Origin of the sequence: Streptomyces sp. SAT1 (genome assembly GCF_001654495.1) — a bacterium.
Lineage (GTDB): Bacteria > Actinomycetota > Actinomycetes > Streptomycetales > Streptomycetaceae > Streptomyces > Streptomyces andamanensis.
The window spans coordinates 3,877,854-3,895,834 of the sequence record NZ_CP015849.1; the positions used below are offsets into that span (position 1 = coordinate 3,877,854).

General features: G+C 74.0%; 16 protein-coding genes. 13 read left to right on the top strand and 3 right to left on the bottom strand.

Features of this window, described 5'->3' with window-relative positions; translation table 11 throughout:
- The first annotated feature begins 8 nt into the window (after positions 1-8).
- Positions 9-557, top strand: a complete 549-nt coding sequence (gene pyrE, locus A8713_RS16775; RefSeq protein WP_064534312.1) for an orotate phosphoribosyltransferase — start codon at positions 9-11, stop codon at positions 555-557.
- Between the two features lie 282 nt (positions 558-839).
- Entirely contained in the window at positions 840-1,871 is a 1,032-nt protein-coding gene (gene fbaA / locus A8713_RS16780; RefSeq protein ID WP_064534313.1) for a class II fructose-bisphosphate aldolase, read from the top strand.
- 116 nt (positions 1,872-1,987) lie between these two features.
- Here fbaA and A8713_RS16785 read toward each other — a convergent pair whose 3' ends face one another.
- Positions 1,988-2,407 carry a DUF3151 domain-containing protein gene (locus A8713_RS16785; protein ID WP_064534314.1) on the bottom strand — a complete coding sequence of 140 codons (420 nt, stop codon included), beginning with the start codon at positions 2,405-2,407 and terminating at the stop codon, positions 1,988-1,990.
- 332 nt (positions 2,408-2,739) lie between these two features.
- On the opposite strand from A8713_RS16785, the gene A8713_RS16790 reads away from it, so the two are divergent.
- The 10 genes from A8713_RS16790 to A8713_RS16835 all read left to right on the top strand — a co-directional run bounded on the left by A8713_RS16790 (position 2,740) and on the right by A8713_RS16835 (position 14,754).
- A complete protein-coding gene (locus A8713_RS16790) occupies positions 2,740-3,597 on the top strand; it encodes a tryptophan 2,3-dioxygenase family protein (protein WP_064534315.1) in 858 nt (285 codons plus the stop codon).
- Between the two features lie 7 nt (positions 3,598-3,604).
- Positions 3,605-4,945, top strand: coding sequence for a kynureninase (locus A8713_RS16795; protein WP_443069763.1), 1,341 nt, complete (start codon positions 3,605-3,607; stop codon positions 4,943-4,945).
- A 267-nt stretch (positions 4,946-5,212) separates the two neighbouring features.
- On the top strand, positions 5,213-6,253 hold the full coding sequence (locus tag A8713_RS16800; RefSeq protein WP_173860861.1) for an alpha/beta hydrolase: 1,041 nt from the start codon (positions 5,213-5,215) through the stop codon (positions 6,251-6,253).
- 520 nt (positions 6,254-6,773) lie between these two features.
- Positions 6,774-7,709, top strand: coding sequence for an alpha/beta hydrolase (locus A8713_RS16805; RefSeq protein ID WP_443069764.1), 936 nt, complete (start codon positions 6,774-6,776; stop codon positions 7,707-7,709).
- 47 nt (positions 7,710-7,756) lie between these two features.
- Positions 7,757-8,968, top strand: a complete 1,212-nt coding sequence (locus tag A8713_RS16810; protein WP_064537545.1) for an acyltransferase family protein — start codon at positions 7,757-7,759, stop codon at positions 8,966-8,968.
- Between the two features lie 10 nt (positions 8,969-8,978).
- A complete protein-coding gene (locus tag A8713_RS16815; protein ID WP_064534318.1) occupies positions 8,979-10,466 on the top strand; it encodes a sensor histidine kinase in 1,488 nt (495 codons plus the stop codon).
- Positions 10,463-11,137 (top strand): response regulator, encoded by a 675-nt coding sequence (locus A8713_RS16820; protein ID WP_064534319.1) that lies wholly within the window; start codon positions 10,463-10,465, stop codon positions 11,135-11,137. The genes A8713_RS16815 and A8713_RS16820 overlap by 4 nt, the downstream gene beginning before the upstream one ends.
- A gap of 152 nt (positions 11,138-11,289) precedes the next feature.
- Positions 11,290-12,678 (top strand): sensor histidine kinase, encoded by a 1,389-nt coding sequence (locus A8713_RS16825; protein ID WP_064534320.1) that lies wholly within the window; start codon positions 11,290-11,292, stop codon positions 12,676-12,678.
- Between the two features lie 47 nt (positions 12,679-12,725).
- The gene (locus tag A8713_RS16830; RefSeq protein ID WP_257784429.1) at positions 12,726-13,385 is read left to right on the top strand and encodes a response regulator; all 660 of its coding nucleotides are present in this window, start codon (positions 12,726-12,728) and stop codon (positions 13,383-13,385) included.
- A 136-nt stretch (positions 13,386-13,521) separates the two neighbouring features.
- On the top strand, positions 13,522-14,754 hold the full coding sequence (locus A8713_RS16835) for a cytochrome P450 (RefSeq protein WP_064534321.1): 1,233 nt from the start codon (positions 13,522-13,524) through the stop codon (positions 14,752-14,754).
- A gap of 67 nt (positions 14,755-14,821) precedes the next feature.
- Here A8713_RS16835 and A8713_RS16840 read toward each other — a convergent pair whose 3' ends face one another.
- The gene (locus A8713_RS16840) at positions 14,822-15,682 is read right to left on the bottom strand and encodes a diacylglycerol kinase family protein (RefSeq protein ID WP_064534322.1); all 861 of its coding nucleotides are present in this window, start codon (positions 15,680-15,682) and stop codon (positions 14,822-14,824) included.
- A gap of 195 nt (positions 15,683-15,877) precedes the next feature.
- Between A8713_RS16840 and A8713_RS16845 the strand changes: the two genes are divergently transcribed.
- On the top strand, positions 15,878-17,161 hold the full coding sequence (locus A8713_RS16845; protein ID WP_026252719.1) for an adenylosuccinate synthase: 1,284 nt from the start codon (positions 15,878-15,880) through the stop codon (positions 17,159-17,161).
- 131 nt (positions 17,162-17,292) lie between these two features.
- On the opposite strand, the gene A8713_RS16850 is transcribed toward A8713_RS16845, so the two are convergent.
- Positions 17,293-17,943 (bottom strand): hypothetical protein, encoded by a 651-nt coding sequence (locus A8713_RS16850; protein WP_064534323.1) that lies wholly within the window; start codon positions 17,941-17,943, stop codon positions 17,293-17,295.
- Positions 17,944-17,981 lie beyond the last annotated feature (38 nt).

Here is a 17,981-nt window from a genome sequence, read left to right on the forward strand (position 1 = left end):
TGACTGCCATGAGCGACGTTCGCGGCGAGCTGCTGCAGCAGATCAAGGACAAGGCCGTGGTGCACGGCAAGGTGACCCTGTCGTCGGGGAAGGAGGCCGACTACTACGTCGACCTCCGCCGCATCACCCTGGACGGCGTGGCGGCCCCGCTGGTCGGTCAGGTCATGCTCGACCTGACCGCCGACCTGGACTTCGAGGCGGTCGGCGGCCTGACCCTGGGCGCCGACCCGGTGGCCACGGCGATGCTGCACGCCGCCGCCGCGCGCGGCAGGACGCTCGACGCGTTCGTCGTGCGCAAGGCGGGCAAGGCGCACGGCCTCCAGCGCCGGATCGAGGGCACCGAGGTGGCGGGCCGCCGGGTGCTCGCCGTGGAGGACACCTCCACCACCGGCGGTTCGGTGCTGACCGCCGTGGAGGCGCTGCGCGAGGCGGGCGCCGAGGTCGTCGCCGTCGCCACGATCGTGGACCGGGCCACCGGCGCCGCCGAGGCGGTCGCCGCGCAGGCGGGTGTGCCGTACGTGTTCGCGTACTCCAAGGACGACCTGGGTCTGGACTGAGACGGCTTGGGTCTGGACTGAGACGGCTTGGGCCTGGACTGGCGGGCTGGGCCTGGACCAAGAAGACCTGGGCCTGGGCCTGGACCGAGACGGGGCCGGGACGCCCGCCGCGACCCCGCGTGACGGTTGTCCACAGGCGGGGCGACCCGGTCATCCACAGGCTGGACAGGGTGTCCGAACCATCCGGCTCCGTCTGCGAAGATGGGGCCGACGATGACGTCACTCCCTAGGTCAGGGCCGTAAGTACGCAGAACGCACCCCGCACATACAAGGAGCGGACAGATGCCCATCGCAACCCCCGAGGTCTACAACGAGATGCTCGACCGGGCGAAGGCAGGCAAGTTCGCCTACCCGGCCATCAACGTGACGTCCTCGCAGACCCTGAACGCGGCCCTGCGCGGTTTCGCCGAGGCGGAGAGCGACGGCATCGTCCAGATCTCCACGGGTGGTGCCGAGTTCCTGGGCGGCCAGTACAGCAAGGACATGGTCACCGGTGCCGTGGCCCTGGCCGAGTACGCGCACATCATCGCCGAGAAGTACCCGGTCAACATCGCGCTGCACACCGACCACTGTCCCAAGGACAAGCTCGACGGGTACGTGCGTCCGCTGCTCGCGCTCTCCAAGAAGCGCGTCGAGGCCGGTCTCGACCCGCTGTTCCAGTCCCACATGTGGGACGGCTCCGCGGAGACCCTCGCCGACAACCTCCAGATCGCGCAGGAGCTGCTGGAGCAGGCCCGCGCCGCCAAGATCATCCTGGAGGTGGAGATCACCCCGACCGGCGGCGAGGAGGACGGTGTCTCCCACGAGATCAACGACTCGCTGTACACCACGGTCGACGACGCGGTCCGCACCGCCGAGGCGCTGGGCCTGGGCGACAAGGGCCGCTACCTGCTGGCCGCCTCCTTCGGCAACGTGCACGGTGTGTACAAGCCGGGCAACGTCGTCCTGCGCCCCGACCTCCTCAAGGAGCTGAACGAGGGCATCGCCGCCAAGTACGGCCGCCCCGCGGGCAGCAAGCCGTTCGACTTCGTCTTCCACGGCGGCTCCGGCTCCACGGAGGACGAGATCCGCACCGCGCTGGAGAACGGCGTGGTCAAGATGAACATCGACACGGACACCCAGTACGCCTTCACCCGTCCGGTCGTCGACCACATGTTCAAGAACTACGACGGCGTCCTCAAGGTCGACGGCGAGGTCGGCTCCAAGAAGACCTACGACCCGCGCACCTGGGGCAAGCTGGCCGAGGCCGGCATGGCCGCGCGCGTGGTGGAGGCCTGCGGCAACCTGCGCTCGACCGGCACCCGGATCAAGTAGCCGACCGGGGCGGCCCGTTCCGCGCGCCCGCCCCCGACGCACCAGCGAGCCCGCGCCTCACGGCGCAGGGCTCGCTGTGCGTAGGGGGGTGTCCCGAGGGTGGTGTCCCGGGCGGGTCAGCGCTTCAGCTCGGCGTACGCCTCCGCGCTGCTGTCCTGGAGGAACTGCCGGCACCGCTCCGCCTCGTCGGTCTCCTCGATCTCCCCGGCGGCACGCGCGAGGGCGGCGAGGCAGCGCAGGAAACCGCGGTTGGGGCGGTGGTCCCAGGGGACGGGGCCGTGCCCCTTCCAGCCGGCCCGGCGCAGCTGGTCGAGACCGCGGTGGTAGCCGGTGCGCGCGTACGCGTACGACTCGACGACCCGCCCCTCCTCGAACGCGTCGTCGGCGAGCATCGCCCAGGCCAGCGAGAACGTCGGATGCTTCGCCGCGACCTCGGCCGGCGAGCGGGACTCCTCGCCCAGCAGGCGGTAGGCGTCCTCGTTCTCCGGGAGGTAGGTCGGCTCCGGGCCGCCCAGCAGGTTCTTGTGCGTGGTCATGAAAGCAGTCTGCCACTCGGTGATCGGCCACCGGGACGCTGCTGCCCGGCCGGGTACGGGGCGCTGTCGTCCGGCCGGTACGGGGAGGCTGCGGGTCGGCCGGTCCGCGTGTGCGGGCGCGCGTGTGTGCGGGTGGGGTCCGCGCCGGTGCCGGACGGGGGCGGACGGGGGCGGGCCGGGCGCCGGACGGGCGGGCCGGGGGCGCCGGCCGGCCTTGCGATCCGGCCTTGCGATCTGTGCCGATGCTGCGCAGGATGCGGGTGGGGACCGGGGCCCCCGTGCCGGCATCGGCAGGGGCGGACCGCTACCCGGAGCACATGCAGGAGACAGCGATGTCCCACCAGGCTCGACCGACCCCACGGCCCGCCGAGGCAGCTGAGCCCGAGACCCCGCATCTCGACTTCGAAGGCACCACGCCCTACGAGGACTACGTCAGGGCGGACGTCCTCACGCACCTCCAGCACACCCTCTCCGACGACCCCGGCGAGATGGTCTTCCTGGTCACCTCCCAGGTCATGGAGCTGTGGTTCACCGTCATCGTCCACGAGTGGGAGACCGCGGCCCGCGCGCTGCGCGCCGACGACGTCCCCACGGCGACCGCCGCGCTGAAGCGGTCCGTACGCGAGCTGGAGGCGCTGAACGCCTCCTGGAAGCCGCTCGGCCAGCTCACCCCCGCCCAGTTCAACAGCTACCGGAGCGCTCTCGGGGAGGGCTCCGGGTTCCAGTCGGCGATGTACCGGCGCATGGAGTTCCTGCTCGGCGAGAAGTCCGCGTCGATGCTCGTCCCGCACCGCGGCGCCCCCCGCGTCCACGCCGAGCTGGAGAAGGCGCTGCACGAGCCGAGCCTGTACGACGAGGTCCTGCGGCTGCTCGCGCGGCGCGGGCATCCGGTCCCGGACGCCGTCCTGCACCGCGACCTCACCCAGCGGTACGAGCCGTCGCCTGAGGTGGAGGCCGTCTGGACGGCGCTCTACGCCGGTGACGAGGCCGATCAGCTCGCCCGCCTCGGCGAGGCGCTGACGGACGTGGCCGAGCTGGTGTGGCGCTGGCGCAACGACCACCTGGTCGCCACCCGGCGCGCGATGGGCGCCAAGTCCGGCACGGGCGGCTCCGCCGGGGTGGCCTGGCTGGAGAAGCGCGCGCAGAAGAACGTCTTTCCCGAGCTGTGGACGGCGAGGTCCCATGTCTGAGATCCGGGTGTCCGAGACCCAGGTGGCTGAGGTTCAGGTGGCTGAGGTTCAGGTGCCGGACGGCGCCCTCGCGGGCAGGGCGGAGAAGCTGGACGCGGCCGACGCGCTGGCCGCCGTGCGGGAGCGGTTCGTCCTGGACGACGTCGTCTACCTCGACGGGAACTCGCTGGGCGCGCTCCCGGCGCACGTACCGGACCGGGTCGCCGACGTCGTCCGCCGCCAGTGGGGCGAGCTGCGCATCCGCTCCTGGGACGAGAGCGGCTGGTGGACCGCGCCCGAACGGATCGGCGACCGGATCGCTCCGCTGGTCGGGGCGGCGCCGGGCCGGATCGTGGTGGGCGACTCGACGAGCGTCAACGTCTTCAAGGCGCTGGTCGCGGCCGTGCGGATGGCCCGCGAGACGGGCGGGGGCGACGGGAGCGGTCTGGCCGGCCAGGCCGGCCAGGCCGGCCAAGGCGACCAGGCCGACCAGGGCGGCGAGGGGTCCGGGCGGGACGAGATCCTGGTCGACGCGACCACCTTCCCCACGGACGGGTACATCGCGCGGTCCGCGGCCCGGATGACCGGCTGCGAGGTGCGCCCCGTGGCGCCCGCCGAGGTGCCGGGCGCCCTGTCCGACCGGACCGCGGCGGTGCTGCTCAACCACGTCGACTACCGCACCGGCCGCCTGCACGACCTGCCGTCGCTCACGGCCGCCGTGCACGCGGCGGGCGCGTACGCCGTCTGGGATCTGTGCCACAGCGCGGGCGCGCTGCCGGTCGGCCTGGACGAGCACGGTGTCGCCCTGGCGGTGGGCTGCACCTACAAGTACCTGAACGGCGGCCCGGGTTCACCGGCCTTCCTGTACGTCCGCCAGGACCTCCAGGAGCGGTTCGACTCGCCGCTGCCCGGCTGGAACTCGCACGCCGAGCCCTTCGGCATGCGCCCGGAGTACGAACCGGCGCACGGCGCGCTGCGCGGCCGGGTCGGCACGCCCGACATCCTCTCCCTGCTCGCCCTCGAAGCCTCCCTGGAGGTCTGGGACGGGGTGCCGATCGAGGCGGTGCGGGCCAAGTCCCTCGCGCTCACGGACTTCTTCCTGGAGTGCGTCGCGGCGTACGTACCCGCCGGGCGCGTGGAGTGCGTGACCCCGGCGGAGCACGACCTGCGCGGCAGCCAGATCGCCCTGCGCTGCCCCGACGCCGGGCCCGTGATGAAGCGGCTGATCGAACGGGGCGTGGTCGGCGACTTCCGGCGGCCGGACGTCCTCCGCTTCGGCTTCACGCCGCTCTACGTCGGCTTCGGTGACGCGGAGCGCGCGGCGCGGGTGCTGGGGGAGGTGCTGGCGGAGGCATCGGACGAGGGGTAGGCGCGGGCGCCGGCGTCCGGTGAGGTGCGGGCGGCGGGGCGGATCCCCGGCGGTCCTCGGGCGGTGCGGGCGGCGGGACGGCCCCCCGGCGGTCCTCGGGCGGTGCGCGCGGGGGCCGCTGCCGTCCTCCGCCACCCTCCGCGCGCACCTCACCGAGCGTGACATCCGTGTGTAGGCCCACGTCACCGGCCTGATACCGTCCCGGCCAACGGCCGAACACCATTCCTCGTCCGTCTCAAGTACGTTACGCCGCTGAGAGGTTGGAGCATGCCGGACGCCGCCGCACCCCGCGATGCCGCACAGTCGCAGAACACCGCGGGCGGTGCCGCCGCGGACCGTGCCGGGGCCGCTCGTACGGCGGAGGCGCGTGCCGCGGCGGAGGAGGCGGCCCTCCTGTCCCTCCCGGCCGTGGACCCGGACGCCACCGCCGCGTACGGCGAGCATCCGGACCAGGTGATCGACTTCTACGCCCCGCGTGCGGGGGCCGGTGCGGGCGCGGGTGCGGCTGCGGGTGCGGATTCCGGGGCCGGGGCCGGGGCCGGTGCGGTGCCTGGGGAGGCGCCCGGGTCGGCTCCGCTGGTGGTGGTGCTGCACGGCGGCGCCTGGCGGGCGCCGTACGACCGCCGCCACATCACCCCCTTCGCGGGCTTCCTCGCGCGCCGGGGCTTCGCCGTGGCCAACGTCGAGTACCGGCGCGGCAGCGCGTCCGCCGCGCAGGCCGCGGGCGGGGCGGACGCGAGCCCGGTGGCGGGGCGTTGGCCGGACACGTTCGACGACGTGGCCGCGGCGCTCGACGCGCTGCCCGCCCTGGTGCGCGAGGCCCTGCCCCAGGCGGACCCGCGGCGCACGGTGCTGACCGGGCACTCGGCGGGCGGCCAGCTCGCCCTGTGGGCGGCGGCCCGGCACGTCCTGCCCGCCGACGCGCCCTGGCGCACGGACCGCCCCGTCCCGCTGCGCGGCGTGGTCGCCCTCGCGCCGATCGCCGACTTCGAGGTCGCCGGGAAACTCGGCGTGTGCGGCGGGGCCGCGCTCCAACTCCTCGGCGGTGCGGACGGGTTCGCCGCCCGCAGGGCCTACGCCGATCCGTCCCTGCTGCTGCCGACCGGCATCGCGACGACGGTCGTGCAGGGACGGTCCGACGTGGAGGTGCCGCAAGCGGTCGCGGAGTCGTACACGGAGGCGGCGGCCAAGGCGGGCGAGGTGGTGGGCCTGACCCTGCTGGGGGAGGTCGGCCACTTCCCGCTGATCGACCCGGCGGCGGACGCCTGCGCGGTGGTGGCGGAGGAGATCGCCCAACTGGCCTGGTGAGGCGGCCGGGTGCGGGGGCCGGACGCGTTCGCGGTCCTGGGGCTGGACTGGGGCTGGGGCCGGACCCGGTCATACCCCTAGTACCTGAGAGCTACGGCGAAGGACAGCTCCGTGGCGGGACGCGAGCGACGTCCCCCGATCCGTAATTTCCCTTCCAGGCGAGCCCGGTGAGCGGGCCGGGCGGAGGGGGAGACGGGCCATGGGGCTTGAGCCGGTGCGGGGGCGAGGACAGGGACGGGGACGGGGGCCGACCCTGGGGCCGGGGTCCGGGCGGGAGCGGTCACCGGATGCGCCGGGGACGGGGCCGGTGGCGGCCGGGCCTTGTGCGGATGACGGGCCCCTTACGGCGGGCGGCACTTGCGCTGAGCCGGAGCCGGAGCCGGGTCCGAGGCACGGGCAGGGGCAGGGGCAGGGGCCGGGGCCGGGGCCGGGGCACGGGCAGGGGCAGGAGGCGGTGGCCCCGCCCCGCCGGAGGCATCGCGCACAGGGGTGGCGTCGCGCCCTGCTCGCCGTTCTCGTCATCGCGGCGGTGGTCGTGCCCCTGTCGGGGGCGGCCCGCCCGGAGATCCCCGCCCCGGCGCCCGCCGTCCTCGCCGCCCCGACCCGGGCCACGCTGGAGGCGGACTACGCGGCCAACCGCGCCAACGCCGCCCAGGCGTCCCGCATGGCCGCCGCCCACGGCGACACGCACCGCGCCGCGGTGGACCGGGAGCTGGCCTCGCCCGCCCGTCGGCTGCTGGCCTTCGACGGACGCGGACCGGGCCTGGCCACCGAGGTACTGGGCGACCTGGCGCACGCCGACCGGGTGGCCGTCCTCGTCCCCGGCTCCGACACCTCGCTCGACACCTGGGCCAGGTTCCGGTCCGGTGCGCTGTCCCTGTACGGCGAGCTGACCCGCCGGGCCCCGGCCGGGACGCACCCGGCGGTCGTCGCCTGGCTCGGCTACCGCACCCCGGCCACCGTCAGCACCACCGTCCTGACCCCCGGCCGCGCCGAGCAGGCGGCCCCGCAGCTGAGGCGGCTGGTGCGGGACCTGCGGACGGTCACGGATGCGCCGGGCCGACCGGCCCGCCTCACCCTGGTGTGCCACTCCTACGGTTCGGTGGTCTGCGGTGCGGCCGCCACCGGCCTCGACGTCTCCGACATCGCCCTCGTCGGCAGCCCCGGCACGGGTGCCGACTCCGTGGCCGCGCTGCACACCCCGGCCCGGGTGTGGGCGGCCCGCGGCGCCGACGACTGGGTGGCGCATGTGCCCCATGTGCGGGCCGACCTGTTCGGCACGACCGTCGGCCTGGGCCCCGACCCCATGGCCCCGGGCTTCGGCGCCCGGGTCTTCCCGGCCGGGACGGGAGGCCACAGCGCCTACTTCGCCCCCGGCTCCCCGTCACTGACCAACCTGGCCCGGATCGTGCTGGGCACCCCCGTCGACCGGGGAACTCCCGAGGAGAAGCGGTGACCGACACGACCCGTGCGTCCGGCCCTGCGCCCGCCGTGCGCGCCCGCATGACCCTGCCCGACCGGATACGGGCCGCGGCCCGGCGGACCGACGAGGCCACCCCGCCCCGGCGGGACCGGGCGGTGGACGCGCTGCGCGCGTTCGCGATCCTCGGTGTGGTCCTCGGCCACTGGCTGGTCACGGCCCTGGTCGCGGGCGGCGGCACCGGATCGCACCCGACGCTGCACACCGCGAGCCCCCTCCAGCACATGCCCTGGCTGGCGCCCGTCTCCTGGGCCTTCCAGACCCTCGCCGTGTTCTTCCTGGTCGGCGGCCATGTGGCGACCCGCGGGTATGTCTCGGCGCGCGCCCGGGGGGTCACCTACCCGCGATGGCTGAGCCTGCGGCTGTCCCGGCTGTTCCGGCCGGCCGCCGCGGTCCTGACGGTGTGGGCGCTGGCCGCGGGCGCCCTGCTGCTGACCGGTGCGGACCCGCTCACGGTCCGCGCCCTCGTCAAGCTGGCGCTGTCCCCCATGTGGTTCCTCCTGGTCTTCGCCGCGCTGACGGCCGCGACCCCGCTCGTGACCCGGCTCAACCCGCTGTGGCCGCTGGCCGTCGTCCTCCATGTGGACCTCCTGCGTTTCGGACTCGGCGCGCCCGGCTGGCTCGGCTGGCTGAACCTGCCCGCCGGCTGGCTGGTGCCGTACACCCTGGGCGCGGCATGGACCCGCGGCGAGCTGCACGGCCGCCGCGCGGCCTGGCTGCTGCTGGCCGGTGGCGCGGCGGCGACCGCGCTCCTCGTCGCGGGTGCCGGATACCCGGCGTCGATGGTCGGCGTCCCGGGCGCGGAGGTCTCCAACCTCGACCCGCCGACCCTGGCCGCCGTCACCTTCGGCCTGGCCCAGTGCGGCCTGGCCCTGCTGCTGCGGGAGCGGCTCGGCCGGGCGATGCGCCGCCCGCTGGCCTGGACGGCCGTGGCCGTGGTCAACCTGTCCGCCATGACGATCTTCCTGTGGCACCAGACGGCCCTCATGGCGGTCACGGCCACGGGCCTGTTCGCGGGCCGCCTCCCCGGGCTGCACACCGTCCCCGACGGCCCGGACTGGATCGCGTCCCGCCTGGTCTGGCTCCCGGTCTTCGCCCTGGCGCTCGGTGTCTGCCGGACCGCGTTCCGCGGCTGCGAACAGGGCCCGCGTCGCCCCCGGAACCGGCCGTCCCGGGTGATCCGCGTGCACCGCGGCAGACATCCGGCTTCCCGGCGGGGGCCGCGCCGTGCCTAGGCTGGGCGGCGTGCTGCGACGCCTCCGTACGACGCTGGGCGACCGCCCGTCACCGCTGTCCCCGCCCCTGTCCCGGTACCGCTGGCTGCGGGGGCTGGTCTATCTGGTGGTCCTCTGGCTCGCGCTGTTCCTGCCGCTGGAGGGCGGCCGGGAGATGGCCCACAACTACCGGTTCACCGCGCAGATCGGCTTCGCTGCGGGAGCCGCCCAGGCCACCGCCGTCGTCCTGGCCCTGTGGCGGCCGGCCTTCGCGTGGGCGCTGTCGCTGGGCGCGGCGGTGGCCACCGCCGCCTGGGGACGCGAGTCCCTGCTGCTCGCCTTCCACCTGGAAATGCCGGCCCCCGCCCCGACCGGCCTGGCACCGGGCGGCGGTCCGAGCTGGCCGTGGACCATACCGGAACTGGCCGCGCACACCGCCGTGCTGCTCCTGTTCGCGCTGCGGCTGCCGGCCCGGCACGCGGTCGCCGCGCTGCTGGTCACCGGGCTGGCGACCTACGGCCTCGAGGGCGTCGTCGGCGCCCAGGGGGTCACCGGCACCGGGATCGCGGCGTTCGCCGTGTTCGCCGTGGCCGTCCTGGTCGGCAGCGCCCTGCGCGGCCTGCGCGAGGCCCGCTCCCAGCTCGTCGAGCAGACCACGATCACGGCCGAGGAGCGGTCCCGGCGCACCCTCCTGGAGGAGCGCAGCCGCATCGCCCGGGAACTGCACGACGTGGTCGCCCACCACATGTCGGTCATCTCCATCCAGGCGCAGGTCGCCCCGCATCTCACCCCGCACCCCTCGGACGAGCTGAAGGAGAACCTCGCCGGCATCCGGCAGAACGCCCTGGAGGCGCTCGCCGAGCTGCGCCGGGTCCTCGGCGTGCTGCGTTCGGCCGACCCGGACGATCCCTACGGCCTGGGCGAGTCCGGCACGAGCGCCGCACCCCGGGCCCCGCAGCCCACCCTCGACCGTCTCGGCGCGCTCGTGGAGAACACCCGCACCGCGGGTCTGACCGTCTCCATGGAGGTCACGGACGCCCGGGACGCCGCGGAGCCCTATCCGCCGGGCGTGGAGCTGTCGGCGTACCGGATCGTCCAGGAGGCGCTGAGCAACGTTCTCCGGCACGCGCCGGGCTCGACGGTCCGCGTGGAGGTCGCCCACGACCGCGACGGCCTGCACCTGAGCGTGATCAACTCCCGTCCGCGGCATCCCGTCGCGCCGTCCCCGGGCGCCGGACACGGCCTGCTCGGCATGCGTGAGCGGGCGGGCATGCTGGGCGGGCACGTCACCGCTACCAGGACCCTGCACGGCGGTTTCGCGGTCTCCGCCCACCTGCCCCGTGACGGCACCGCGCCGGACACCACCCCGACCACCCTCCCGACAAGCGCCGTCACCGTGGTCCATTCGGCCCCGGACGGCCTTCCCGCCGTCTGCCTGGAACTGCCCGCCGGGACCGCCGCCCCCGAGGCCGCGCCCGACCCCGGCCCACCGCCCCGGACAGGAGAAGAGAACCCATGAGCAGCGGCAGCATCCGCGTCCTCATCGCCGACGACCAGCAGATGGTCCGGCAGGGCTTCACCGTGCTGCTCAACACCCAGCCGGACATCGAGGTGGTCGGCCAGGCCGTGGACGGGCTCGACGCCGTCGCCCAGGTCGCCGAGTCCGCCCCGGACGTCGTCCTCATGGACATCCGCATGCCCGAGCTGAACGGCATCGAGGCCACCCGCCGCGTCACCGCGGCCACCCCCGGCACGAAGGTGCTGGTGCTCACCACCTTCGACCTCGACGAGTACGTGTACGAGGCGCTGTGCGCGGGCGCTTCCGGGTTCCTCCTCAAGGACGCCTCCGCCGACCAGCTGGCCGAGGCGGTCCGCGTGGTCGCGGCCGGTGACGCGCTGCTGGCGCCGGGCATCACACGCAAGCTGATCGCCGAGTTCTCCCGGATGAACGGCAGACCCCGCGCCCCCCTGAAGGCCCGTGTCGGCGACCTCACCGAGCGGGAGACGGAGGTGCTCACCCTGATCGCCCAGGGCCTGTCCAACGCGGAGATCGCCGAGCACCTCGTCGTCGCCGAGCAGACGGTGAAGACGCACGTCGGCCGCATCCTGGTGAAGCTGGGCCTGCGGGACCGCACCCAGGCGGCCGTGTTCGCGTACGAGTCGGGGCTGGTCCGCCCTTCGGGGTACTGAGCGCGGGACGCGGCGGCCACCGGCGACCGGAACCCGCCGCCGTGGACCGTACGCGCGGCCGCGGACCGTACCCGTAGTACCTGAGAGGGACCCGGCAGGACCCCTCTCCAAGGGGACGACCGCGGCCCTCGCCGCCGCCTACCGTTCTCATCGTGACCGAGACGACTCAGACGCAGACGGCGCCGGACGGCGCGTTCAGCCCGTACAAACCCCGCAGCCCGGAGTACCGTCTCGCGGCCAACGCGCTGCGGGGGCTGCGCCAGGACCTGTTCCACGACGCCTCCGTGTACCGGCCGCTGCCCCGCATGAGGGTCGACGGCCCGCTGACCGGCCGGCTGCCGGGCCGCCTGCGGGAGTACGCGGCCCACACGCCGCACATCCTGGTGGCGGGCATCGGCGTGCTGACCATGATCTCCGCCTGGCTCGGTGCCCAGGGCGGCGTGGGGGCTCCGTTCTACGCGCTGGCGGTCCTGGTCCCGCCGCTGGTGACCCTCGTCCGTCCGGCCCTGGCCTTCTGGCTGGCGCTGGCCGTGACCGCGTTCTCGTCGGTGCTCTCCGGCGGCTACGGGCTGTGGCCCTGGCAGCCGCCCAACTTCATCTCCTACCTGACGGTGCTCACGGTCGTGGCCATACGCACCCGGCCGCGCACGGCGGCCTGGATGTGGCTGATCACCGTGTTCTACACGGTCGCCGCCGAGTCCGTGCTCGGTTACCACTTCAGCAACAACTCGGCGCCCATGCTGCTGGTGTCCGCCCTTCTGCTGCTGGCCGTCACCGTCTGGCACATACGCAGGGACGCCGAGCAGACGGTGAGCGCCCAGCAGACGGTGACCGCGCACGAGCGCTCGCGCCGCACCCTGCTGGAGGAGCGCACCACCATCGCCCGCGAGCTGCACGACGTCGTGGCGCACCACATGTCCGTGGTCGCCATCCAGGCCGAGGCCGCCCCCTACCGGGTCCAGGACCCGCCGCCGGAGCTGGAGAAGGCGTTCGCCACCATCCGGGAGAACGCGGTGGCGGCCCTCACCGAGCTGCGCCGGGTCCTCGGTGTCGTCCGCGCCGAGGACTACGAGGCTCCGGAGGCCCCGCAGCCCACCCTCGCCGACCTGGACCTCCTCCTGGAGAACGTGCGAGAGGCCGGTCTGAGCGTGGAGAAGGCCCTGACCGGCGCGGTGCGCGAACTCCCGCCGGGCGTGGAGCTGTCGGCGTACCGGATCGTGCAGGAGGCCCTGAGCAACACCCTGCGGCACGCGCCCGGCGCGAGCGCCCGGGTCGAGGTCGGCTATGTCCTCGGCGGCCTCGGCCTGCGGATCGTCAACGGTCCCGCGCCCGGCGGGTCCCTGGTCAAGCCCTCGCCCGGCAGCGGACACGGCATCACCGGCATGCGGGAGCGCGTCTCCATGCTGAACGGCGAGATGACGGCGGGGCCGGCGGACGGCGGAGGGTACGAGGTGGCGGTGTTCCTGCCGGTGCCCCGGGAGACCGACCGCGCGGCCGGTGACGGGACCGGCGGCGGGACCGGCGACGGGGCCGCGGCGTGACGGCGGACACGGGGAGCGCACCGGGCGCGGCGGCGCCCGCGGGCCCGATCCGGGTGCTGATCGCGGACGACCAGATGATGGTGCGGGAGGGTTTCTCGGTCCTGCTCAACGCCATGGCGGACATCGAGGTCGTCGGCGAGGCCGTCAACGGCCGCGAGGCGGTGCGGCGGGTGCGCGAACTGGCGCCGGACGTGGTGCTCATGGACATCCGCATGCCGGAGCTGAACGGCATCGAGGCGACCCGGGAGATAGTCGCCGCCGACGGCACCGCGAAGGTGCTGGTGCTGACCACCTTCGACCTCGACGAGTACGTGTACCAGGCGCTCAGGGCGGGGGCCTCCGGCTTCCTGCTCAAGGACGCCTCGGCACGGCAGCTCGCCGACGGGGTGCGGGTGGTGGCGGCCGGCGAGGCGCTGCTCGCCCCCTCGGTCACCCGGCGGCTGATCACGGAGTTCTCCCGGATGTCCGGCCCGCCGCGCCCGGCGGGCGGCGTGCAGGCGGCCTACGGTGACCTGACCGAGCGGGAGACGGAGGTGCTGGTGCTGATCGCACAGGGCCTGTCGAACGCGGAGATGGCCGAGCGGCTGGTGGTCGCCGAGTCCACGATCAAGACCCATGTGAGCCGGGTCCTGGTGAAGCTGGGCCTCAGGGACCGCACCCAGGCGGCGGTGTTCGCCTACGAAGCCCGGCTGGTCACACCGGGCTGAGCGGCGAGCCTGCACCCGCCCTGTCCCGCACCGCCCTGCACACCCCTGCTCGGACCCTGCTCCCGCCGTGGCCCCGCCCTGCTCAGACGCTGCCCAGGCCCTGGCCAGACCGGGAAGGCGGGGCTAGCGTCCGTGCATGGCTGTTCCTCGCGTACCGTCCGACCTCGGGTTCGACCCCTGGGACCCGGCGTTCGTCGCCGATCCGTATCCCGCCTACGCCGAACTGCGGGCCCGTGGACGGGTGTTCCACTACGAGCCCACCGACCAGTGGCTGGTTCCGCACCACGCGGACGTGTCGGCGCTGCTGCGGGACCGGCGCCTGGGCCGGACCTACCGGCACCGGTTCACGCACGAGGACTTCGGCCGTACCCCGCCCCCACCGGAGCACGAGCCGTTCCACGTGCTCAACGACCACGGCATGCTCGACCTGGAGCCGCCGGACCACACCCGGATCCGGCGGCTGGTGTCGAAGGCGTTCACCCCGCGCACCGTGGAGCGGCTGAAGCCGTACGTCCACGCGCTGGCGGACGACCTGGTCGCCGCACTCGTGGCGGCGGGCGGCGGCGATCTGCTCACGGATGTGGCCGAGCCGCTGCCGGTGGCGGTGATCGCGGAGATGCTGGGCGTCCCGGAGCCGGACCGGGACCTGCTGCGGCCCTGGTCGGCCGCGATCTGCGGGATGTACGAGCTGAACCCGTCCGAGGAGACGGCGGCGCGGGCGGTGCGCACCTCGGAGGAGTTCTCGGCGTATCTGCGGGAGCTGATCGCGGCCCGCCGCGCGGAGCCGGGGGACGACCTGATCTCCGGGCTGATCGCGGCGCACGACGAGGGGGACCGGCTGACCGAGCAGGAGATGATCTCCACGGCCGTGCTGCTGCTCAACGCCGGTCACGAGGCCACGGTGAACGCGACGGTCAACGGCTGGTGGGCCCTGTTCCGCAACCCGGACCAGCTGGCGGCGCTGCGCGCGGACCACTCGCTGATCCCGTCCGCCGTCGAGGAGCTGATGCGCTACGACACCCCGTTGCAGCTCTTCGAACGCTGGGTGCTGGACGAGATCGAGATCGGCGGCACCACGATCCCGCGCGGCGCCGAGGTCGCCCTGCTCTTCGGCTCGGCCAACCACGACCCGGCCGTCTTCACCGCTCCCGAACGCCTGGACCTGGCCCGCCGCGACAACCCCCACATCTCCTTCAGCGCCGGTATCCACTACTGCATCGGCGCCCCCCTCGCCCGTATCGAACTGGCCGCCTCCATGGCCTCCCTCCTCACCCGCGCCCCCGCCCTCACCCCGGTGACACGGCCACGGCAGAAGCCGAACTTCGTGATCCGCGGCGTGGAGGCGCTGGAGGTACGGACGGACGGGTGACCGGCTGTCCGTGGGTACCGGAGACCGGACCACCACGGGCAGCCGCGCGCCCGTCCGCAACCGGCTCTCACCCCCGGGCAGGCACCACCAGCCCCCACGCCCCCTCGCGCACCGTCCAGGTCCGGGTGCGGACCGGGCCCGAGACCACCGTGTCCGCGCGGTAGCGGTAGTGCGCGCCGGAGACGGTCACCGCGCGCCCCTCGGCGAGCAGGGGGGAGAGCTCCGCGCCCGGTCCCGACAGCGGCCGTACCTCCACCTCGGCCACGCCCCGGACACCGGGCACCACGGAGACCGCCTCCACCGGCTGGTCCAGGTCCACCAGCGTCACCCCGTCGACCTCCACCCGCAGTCGCGCGGGCCCGGTCCCCGCCTGGGCCTCGGCCGTCGTGCGGGGCGGGCGGGCCACCAGGGTCCGGACGAGCGACTGGCAGGTCCGCAGCCAGTCGCGGTGCGCTCCCGCGCCGAGCACCGCCGGATCCGCCGGGGGCGGGACCAGCGGCGGGATCCGCAGCGCGCCCAGCACCACCCCGTCGCTGTCGTCGACGAGCAGGTCGAGTCGGCGCACGGAGCCGTCGAGCACCGCCCGCGCGGAGGCGACCGGACCGGTCGGCACGCCCAGCGAGCGGGCCAGGGCCAGGGCGCCGCCGACCGGGACGACCGACAGCACGCATCCGGCCAGCTCCCGCCGCCGGTGCAGCAGGGTCACCGCCCGCAGCAGTGCCCGGTCGTCACCGACCACCACCGGCCGCCGCGAGCCCCGCCGCGCCAGTGCGCGGGCGAACTCCTCCGGCCCCTCCGGCAGGCACACCTTCGTGGCGGCACCCGCGCTGAGCACGTCTTTCGCGATCCGTACGGACTCCCCGTCGGTCCGCCGGGCGGCCGGATCGATGATCACGAGCAGCGGATCGGACGTCGGATAGGTCGCCACCTCGGTCCTGCCTCGCTTCCTCGGGTAGCATCTTTGTGCAAGAGCCCCTTGCGCTATTGCGCCAGGGGCTTCGTCTATTCCGGGGCATCCGGTCCGACGGTTGCGCGACCGACGAGGGTCGCGCGGTGCACGCGGCGGTGAACCCGCGTACGCCCCTGACCTTGGACATGCCCCGCCCGGAAGGGGTGTACGCGCGTGCCCGCACTTGTGCTGCTCGGTGCTCAGTGGGGTGACGAGGGCAAGGGGAAGGCCACCGACCTGCTCGGTGGCTCCGTGGACTATGTGGTGCGTTACCAGGGCGGCAACAATGCCGGCCACACGGTCGTCGTGGGCGACCAGAAGTACGCACTGCACCTGCTCCCCTCCGGCATCCTCTCGCCCGGCTGTACGCCCGTCATCGGAAACGGCGTCGTCGTCGACCCGTCGGTCCTGCTCTCCGAGCTGAGCGGTCTGAACGAGCGCGGCGTCGACACGTCGAAGCTCCTGATCAGCGGTAACGCGCACATCATCACGCCGTACAACGTGACCGTCGACAAGGTGACGGAACGCTTCCTCGGCAAGCGCAAGATCGGCACCACCGGCCGCGGCATCGGCCCGACCTACGCGGACAAGATCAACCGCGTCGGCATCCGGGTCCAGGACCTGTACGACGAGTCGATCCTCACCCAGAAGGTCGAAGCGGCCCTCGACGCCAAGAACCAGATCCTCACCAAGCTCTACAACCGGCGCGCCATCGCCGTGGACCAGGTGGTCGAGGAGCTGCTGGGCTACGCGGAGCAGCTCGCGCCGTACGTCGCCGACACGGTCCTGGTGCTCAACCAGGCCCTGGAGGAGGACAAGGTCGTGCTGTTCGAGGGCGGTCAGGGCACCCTCCTCGACATCGACCACGGCACGTACCCCTTCGTGACCTCGTCCAACCCCACCGCGGGCGGTGCCTGCACCGGCGCCGGTGTCGGCCCGACGAAGATCAGCCGGGTCATCGGCATCCTCAAGGCGTACACCACCCGTGTGGGCTCGGGGCCGTTCCCGACCGAGCTGCTCGACGAGGACGGCGAGGCGCTGCGCCGCATCGGCGGCGAGCGCGGTGTGACCACCGGCCGCGACCGCCGCTGCGGCTGGTTCGACGCGGTGATCGCCCGCTACGCCACCCGCGTCAACGGCCTCACCGACTTCTTCCTCACCAAGCTCGACGTCCTCACCGGCTGGGAGCGGATCCCGGTCTGCGTCGCCTACGAGATCGACGGGCGCCGCGTCGAGGAGCTGCCCTACTCCCAGACCGACTTCCACCACGCCAAGCCGGTCTACGAGTACCTCCCGGGCTGGCAGGAGGACATCACGAAGGCCAAGACCTTCGCCGACCTGCCCAAGAACGCCCAGGACTACGTCAAGGCCCTGGAGGAGATGTCCGGCGCCCCGATCTCCGCGATCGGCGTCGGCCCCGGCCGCGACGAGACGATCGAGATCAACTCGTTCATCTGACCCGCACCCCGGTTCCCGAACGGCGGCCGTCGCCCAGCGCGCCGGCCGCCGTCGGCGTTCCCGCCCGCCGCCAACCGGCCCGGCGGGTCACCGGTGCGGTGTTCGCCGCGCACCGGACGGCCGGCCCCCGGTCAGCTGAAGACGATCATCGAGCCCTGGGCCAGGCTGCGGGTGGCCGCCGCGTGCAGGCCGAGCCAGACGTGGCGTTCGCGGGCGAAGGGGCTGGGGTCGTAGGGGGCGGGCGCGGCGGGCTGTTCGAGTTCGGTGGGGCCCGGCGGCGGGGCCGGGGGAGCCGGGGGGGCGGCCGGATCGATGCCCAGGGCCGGGGCGACCTGCTGGAGTTCGCGCAGCAGGGCCTGGGAGGAGCCGAGCGGGCCGCCGCCGGCGAGGAGTTCGTCGTTGGACAGCGGGTGCGGGAAGTCCACGGGGACGTAGGCGCCCGCGTGGTCGTAGTGCCAGACCAGGTGGGACTGCTGTGCCGTCGTCTCGAACATCTCCAGCAACTGCTCGTAGTCGCCGCCCAGTTCGTCGACCGGGGTGAGCGGGAGGCCACAGAGCTGGAGCAGGTGGGCGCGGCGCAGGAAGTGCAGGGCGTCGTAGTCGAAGCCGGCCACCGGCGCCACGTCACCGGACAGGCCCGGCATGTACTGGTACACCGGCACCGGCGGCAGTCCGTTCTCCGCGAGCGCCTTGTTGTACTGCGCGAGTTCCTCGGCGAACGGGTTGTCGGGGGTGTGGCACAACACGTCGACGAGCGGTACCAGCCACAGGTCACAGGCCAAAGGAGGGCTCCTCACTCAGCGTTCGGCACGCGCGAAGC